The sequence below is a fragment of the Halogeometricum sp. CBA1124 genome, assembly GCF_009741955.1.
Classification (GTDB): domain Archaea; phylum Halobacteriota; class Halobacteria; order Halobacteriales; family Haloferacaceae; genus Halogeometricum; species Halogeometricum rufum.
On record NZ_WPCD01000258.1, the window covers coordinates 1 to 4,523 of the forward strand.

Annotated in this window: 4 protein-coding genes and 1 pseudogene; 3 read left to right on the forward strand and 2 right to left on the reverse strand. The window is 69.8% G+C overall.

Going from position 1 to position 4,523, the window contains the following annotated elements; genetic code table 11:
* Together GJ632_RS22525 and GJ632_RS19800 are read right to left on the reverse strand one after the other, a co-directional pair.
* Positions 1–284, reverse strand: a pseudogene (locus tag GJ632_RS22525) (hypothetical protein); the annotation flags it as partial.
* Positions 215–1,564: a hypothetical protein gene (locus GJ632_RS19800; protein WP_197428108.1), complete on the reverse strand. Its 1,350-nt coding sequence runs from the start codon at positions 1,562–1,564 to the stop codon at positions 215–217. The pseudogene GJ632_RS22525 and the gene GJ632_RS19800, both read right to left, overlap by 70 nt.
* A gap of 275 nt (positions 1,565–1,839) precedes the next feature.
* Between GJ632_RS19800 and glyA the strand changes: the two genes are divergently transcribed.
* From glyA to GJ632_RS19815, 3 genes are all read left to right on the forward strand, one after another.
* Complete coding sequence (glyA, locus tag GJ632_RS19805; protein WP_089807354.1) at positions 1,840–3,087, forward strand: serine hydroxymethyltransferase; 1,248 nt, start codon at positions 1,840–1,842, stop codon at positions 3,085–3,087.
* A 504-nt stretch (positions 3,088–3,591) separates the two neighbouring features.
* A complete protein-coding gene (locus GJ632_RS19810; RefSeq protein ID WP_197428109.1) occupies positions 3,592–3,942 on the forward strand; it encodes a hypothetical protein in 351 nt (116 codons plus the stop codon).
* Between the two features lie 103 nt (positions 3,943–4,045).
* Positions 4,046–4,523 (forward strand): tetrahydrofolate dehydrogenase/cyclohydrolase catalytic domain-containing protein (locus GJ632_RS19815; protein ID WP_305037696.1); only part of this gene is annotated, 478 nt, incomplete at its 3' end.

Sequence of the window (4,523 nt, forward strand, 5' to 3'; positions counted from 1 at the left end):
CCCCTTCTCGACCAGTTCGAGTCCCTCGTAGGTAGGAGGCCGCACGCGTTGAGGAAGACGTCTGCGACGTTCGACTCCTCGATGTCGTCGATGTCGAGGTTGCCGTCGACGCACCGGAGCCCAGACTCGTCGCAGTGGCCGATGTAGTGGACCAGGTCGTGGTGCGACTCGAACACGTCCGCGAGTTCCGCGCGGGTCGTCCGCCTCTCGACGGTCACGTCGATGTCGAGGCCGGCCGGCCCCGACTCGTATATCTGGGCGGCGTCGTTGTACTCGTCCACCATCCGCTTGTCGTTGAGGACGGCGACCACCGACAGCGACTGCGGGTCCTCGGGGTAGCGAGCCCGGTGTTCGACGCCCGGTGCGTGGACTTGAACACGTCGATGGGGACGCCGTCGGCCAGCCAGCCGTGGACGCGCCCCGCTCCCAGAACGGGTTTCACGGGGGTCACCTCGGGAACGTCACCCGTCTCGGCGCGGGACGCCTCGGCCTCGCGGGCGTGGTCGTCGGCCGAGTCGTCCGCGGCGGCGTCGGCGCGGTAGAAGTCGTCGAGCGACCGCGAGAGGCGTTCGTCCGTGCCGAGCGGTTTCGCTTCGGGCAGGAACACGTTCGGGACGTTCTGCAGGAGGTGCGGGAGCGAACGCACCTGGTCGTAGGTCGCCGAGACGTACATCGAGAGGTGCCAGTCCGGCAGTCGGCCGGATATCTCCTCGAACGGCACGTCGAGGTAGGCGTCCAGTCGGTCACCGGGGTCCGCCCGGTACAGCGACTCTGCGTCCAGGTCGACCTCGTCCAGCAACGCCGTCTCCGCGACGCCGCGGCAGTTCGGGCCGGCACCGCGAACGAGGCAGTCGAGGAGGAACGTCCGGCGGAGGAGGCACGCCACCCCCGTCTGGTACCCGGGGTTCGAGTCGAACTCGTGTTCGAGGCTCGCCGTCCGCAGCGTCGGCGACGCGTCTTCGTCGTCAGCGACCCGTACCTCCGCGCCGAGATAGTGCGCCAGCGAGGCGGCCGGGACGAGGTAGTCGAGACTCGGCGGTAGTTCGAGGACGACGGACGGGTCGGGACGGCGGGCGACGACGCTGTCGGGGACGGACACCTCCTCGCCGAACTCGACGCGGGGGGGCTGCGCGCGCATCTCCGGGAGCGACCGGTCGGCCGTGGCCGTGAGGTGGCCGGCGGGCATCGCCGAGAGCGCAGTCGCGACGCCCTCGGGCGTCCGCGGGACGGTGACCGTCTCCGGACGGTCCGCCCGGTCGGCGACGGCGACGGTGACGCGCCGTCGCTCCGGGAACGAGATGGTGGGAGCGCCGCCCGCGTCGGTCAGCGTCGCGGTGCCGTCGAACCGGACGATGACGACGGCAGCGCCCTCGACGCGGAGCAGGTGGGGCGCGTCCGGGAGACGGACCGTGCCCTCCGCGGGCGCGTCGGCTCCCGTTCGATCCCCGAGTCGAGTCGTCGGAGACGGAGGAGTCCCGGCGGGAGTCTGAGCGCCGTCGCCTCCCCCCCGACCGAGTCGACGGTCGCACGCGGTAGGTCGTGTACGGGGTCGCCCGCCGACCATCCGTCGGCGGCGACGACGGCAGAAGCGGTCCGGGTCCCACGGCTCGGACCCCGGCGTCTGTCGCCTTCACCTTGACCATCAGGTACACTCAAAACCGGCTTTGTCGGGCATAGGTCTGTCGCCAAAGCAGTAAGGGACCGGCGTGGACCCGTTGTGCTACCCGTGTCGAACGCCGGTGTCGATGGCGTCGTAGATAGCCACGACCGTGCATAGAGTTCGGTGCATCGACTGCCAAAGTGAACACACTTATTGGCAAGACGCACGGGGTGTGAGACATGGACTACAGCCACGTCCGCGGCGTCGACCCCGCGGTGGCCGACGCCCTCGAAGGCGAGGAGGAACGACAGCGGAACACGCTGGCGATGATCGCCAGCGAGAACCACGTGAGCGAGGCGGTCTTGCAGGCGCAGGGGAGCGCGCTCACCAACAAGTACGCCGAGGGCTACCCCGGGTCGCGCTACTACGCTGGCTGTGAGTACGCCGACGAAGTCGAGGAACTGGCCGTCGAACGCGCGAAGGAACTCTGGGGCGCCGAACACGTCAACGTCCAGCCGCACTCGGGCACGCAGGCGAACATGGGCGTCTACCTCGCCATGCTCGACCCCGGCGACAAGATTCTCTCCCTGGAACTCAGCCACGGCGGCCACCTGAGTCACGGCCACCCGGCCAACTTCACGGGACAGACGTACGAGGTCGAACAGTACCACGTCGACCCCGACACGGGCTACATCGACTACGAGTCGCTCGCCGACCAGGCCGAGTCGTTCGACCCCGACATCATCGTCTCGGGCTACTCGGCGTACCCGCGCGTCGTCGAGTGGGAGCGCATCCAGAACGTGGCCGACGACGTGGACGCGTACCACCTCGCCGACATCGCCCACATCACCGGCCTCGTGGCCGCGGGCGTCCACCCCTCGCCCGTCGGCATCGCCGACTTCGTCACCGGGTCGACCCACAAGACCATCCGGGCGGGTCGCGGCGGCATCATCATGACCACCGAAGAACACGCCGACGCCGTGGACAAGGCCGTGTTCCCCGGCGCGCAGGGCGGCCCCCTCATGCACAACATCGCGGGGAAGGCCGTCGGCTTCAAGGAGGCGCTGGAACCCGAGTTCGAGACGTACGCCGAGCGAACCGTCGCCAACGCCCGCGCGCTCGCCGAGACGTTCGAAGACGAGGGCGTCGAAGTCGTCTCCGGCGGCACCGACAACCACCTCGTCCTCGCGGACCTGCGGCCCTCCCACCCCGACACGACCGGGAAGGACGTCGAAGCGGCCCTCGAGGAGGCGGGCATCGTCCTCAACGCGAACACCGTCCCCGGCGAGACGCGGTCGGCGTTCAACCCGAGCGGTATCCGCGCGGGCACGGCCGCGTTGACCACGCGCGGGTTCGACGAGGAGGCGACCCGCGAAGTGGGTGAACTCATCGTCCGCGTCGTCGACGACTACGACGACCAGGAGACCGTCGACGCCGTCGCAGACCGGGTGCAGGAACTCTGCGACGAACACCCGCTGTACCCGTAGTCGGTCGGACCGACCGTATCGGCCGCGCTCACCGCACCGACTGCATCGGCCGCGCTCACCGCACGGAACAGTCGCGAATCCGACGCACGCCGGACTTTTGCTGGCGGGGGGAGACGTTAGCGATATGCGCACCCGTAGACGCGTCCTCGCCGCTCTCGGTCTCTCGCTCCTCGGTCTGTCGGGGTGTTCTGACACCCCGCCGCCCGGGACGGACGACGACGACCCGGGACAGGCCGGCGGGACGCCGAGTCCGGACTACCGGACGGCGCGCGCCGGAACCGCGACGGCCACCGAGACGCCGACGGCGACGGCCACGCGCGCCCCACCGAGTCGGCGACGCCGGACGGGACGGGAACGCCCGGCGAGACGGCGAACGCGACGCGGACGGGGGAACCGACGGGTTCCGAGACGACCCCTCGGACGGCGACGGCGAACGCGACGGAGACGGGGACGCCCGGGACGACGACGCCCCGCACGGAACTCGACCTGCGCGAGGCGAACGTCGTGGACGTGGCGTTCGAGGCGAACGACGGGACGTACCGCTTCGACGTGACGCTCATCCACGACGACGACGGCGAGGACGGCTACGCGAACTGGTGGCAGGTCGAGGACGTCGACGGGAACCGACTGGGCCGCCGGGAACTGCGCCACCCCCACGGGACGCGCGAGTTCACTCGCTCCGCGACGATGGCCGTCCCCGACGGCGTCACCTGCGTCGTCGTCCGCGGCCACGACCAGACGCACGGCTACGGCGGCAGCGTCGTCCTCGTGAACCTCGACACCGCCGAGACGGTGGTCGTCTACCAGGGGCGCGACCCGGTGGCGAACGCGGAGTTGGCGACGTCCTGTCCGTAGGACGACCTCTTCTGTGCAAGGGGATGGGTATCGGGAGGTGGAAGCGAGGACAAGTATGCACGAATCCGCGTGATTGAAGTGCGCCGACCGCGGCGTTCGACACATGACCGAGATAATCGACGGTAACGCCGTCGCCGCCGAGATTCGCGCCGGTCTCGCCGACGGGATAGCCACTCTCGCCGACGCGGACGTGACGCCGTGTCTCGCCACCGTCCTGATGAGCGACGACCCCGCGAGTCAGACGTACGTCTCGATGAAGCACAGCGACTGCGAGGAAGTCGGCATCGAGGCGCGCGACTACGAGATAGACCCCGAGGCCCCCGCAGACGACCTGTACGCCACCATCGACGACCTGAACGCCGACCCGTCGGTCCACGGCATCCTCGTGCAGATGCCCCTCCCCGACCACGTGGACGAACGCGAGGTACTCCGCCGAATCGACCCCGCGAAGGACGTCGACGGCTTCCACCCGGAGAACGTCGGCCGCCTCGTCGCCGGCCACCCGCGGTTCAAGCCCTGCACGCCCCACGGCATCCAGAAACTCCTCGCCGCGGCCGACGTGGAGACGGAGGGCGCGGACG

Excerpts from the sequence above, each read along its gene's own strand:
- glyA (WP_089807354.1), top strand. The coding sequence starts at position 1,840 with ATGGACTACAGCCACGTCCGCGGCGTCGACCCCGCGGTGGCCGACGCC.
- GJ632_RS19800 (WP_197428108.1), bottom strand. The coding sequence starts at position 1,564 with ATGGTCGGCGGGCGACCCCGTACACGACCTACCGCGTGCGACCGTCGA.